This window comes from Paraburkholderia haematera (assembly GCF_905220975.1).
GTDB classification, from domain to species: Bacteria; Pseudomonadota; Gammaproteobacteria; order Burkholderiales; family Burkholderiaceae; genus Paraburkholderia; species Paraburkholderia haematera.
The window spans coordinates 1-1,499 of sequence record NZ_CAJNBK010000064.1 but is presented as its reverse complement, the minus strand read 5'-3'; the positions used below and the strand labels follow the sequence as shown (position 1 = coordinate 1,499).

The 1,499-nt window shown below is 58.7% G+C and carries 1 protein-coding gene; it reads left to right on the top strand.

The window, feature by feature from the left end; all coding sequences use genetic code 11:
* Positions 1-77: 77 nt before the first annotated feature.
* Positions 78-1,394: an IS701 family transposase gene (locus KHO23_RS34830; protein WP_211617536.1), complete on the top strand. Its 1,317-nt coding sequence runs from the start codon at positions 78-80 to the stop codon at positions 1,392-1,394.
* Positions 1,395-1,499 lie beyond the last annotated feature (105 nt).

The window sequence follows — 1,499 nt, the reverse complement described above, 5'->3', positions numbered from 1 at the left end:
TCTTACTGTGTCAATAAAATATTCACATCAAAGCGATACCTGGTAGTATTGAATAATACAGACTTTGGATGATCGCGATGAGAGAAGATATCGACGAATTTGACGCGTATCTGAACCATCTGGCGCAGGCGTTAGGACACGCCGATCGCCATGCCGGCCTCAAGGGCTACTGTTCGGGCCTGGTATTGCCGTTGTCACGCAAGAGCGTCGAGCCGATGGCCGCGCATATTGACCCACTTCACGCGAGTGCGAAGCACCAGTCACTCCACCACTTTGTGGCCAAGGCAGAATGGTCTGACCGGGCGGTGTTGCAGCGGATACGCGAATGGGTGATGCCCGCGTTAGGCGAGCACGCTGCTGAAGAGACCGGCTACTACTGGATTATTGACGACACCGGTTTCCCAAAGAAGGGGCGTCATTCGGTCGGGGTGGCACGTCAGTACTGTGGGCAGCTCGGGAAACAGGACAACTGTCAGGTCGCCGTGAGCCTGTCGATCGCGACGCAACGCGGCAGCCTGCCGATTGCCTGGCAGCTGTATGTGCCCAAGGAATGGATTGACGACCGGGAACGTGCCTGTCGCGCAGGCGTTCCCGAGGATCTGGCCTTCGAGACCAAGCCCCAGATTGCGTTGGCCCAACTTCGCGATGCTGTAGCATCCGGCGTTGCACCAGGCATCGTGCTGGCCGATGCTGGGTACGGCGACGAAACCGCTTTCCGGGACGGCGTAACTGAACTGGGTTTGTTGTACGCGGTAGGGATCCGGCCTGGCACCTCTGTGTGGGCGCGCGGTACGGCGCCACTTGCGCCCGAGCCCTGGAGCGGGCGCGGCAGGCCGCCGACATCGTTGCGCCGTGCGCCCGGCCACGAACCACTCGCGGTGAAGGAACTGGCCATGCAATTGCCCGTGAGCGCCTGGCAAACCGTAACCTGGCGCGAGGGCAGCAACGCAGCACTTTCTTCACGCTTTGCCGCCCTGCGGGTTCGTCCCGCACATCGCGACTATAAGCGAAGTACCGTTCGAGACGAAGAATGGCTGCTCATTGAATGGCCTGAAGGTGATACGGAGCCGCTCAAATACTTTCTCACTACCGCCCCCGCAGAGGCGACACTTGAGCAGCTTGTGTTCGTGACCAAGATGCGTTGGCGCATCGAGCGCGACTATCAGGACCTGAAACAGGAGTTCGGGCTCGGTCATTACGAAGGGCGAGGCTGGCGTGGCTTTCACCACCACGCCACACTGAGTATTGCAGCATATGGGTTTCTGATGGCTCAGCGGCTCAGGATGCAATCAGACGCACGTGATAAAAAAAACTTCCTCGAACGCACGGTGCCTGCCCTTCCCCCGGATTACATCCCTCGGGGCAGTCCAGCGCGCACAACGCCACGTTCCTGATTCCATTACCACGTTGCGTATCCTGCTTGGACTACGGCTCATGCAACGATGGCACTCTTCCTGTGCGGGAATAGATTGCACGAGCATTTATATGACACAGTAAGA

Bases quoted from the DNA above. Each gene is read 5' to 3' on its own strand.
- KHO23_RS34830 (WP_211617536.1), top strand. From the start codon at position 78: ATGAGAGAAGATATCGACGAATTTGACGCGTATCTGAACCATCTGGCG.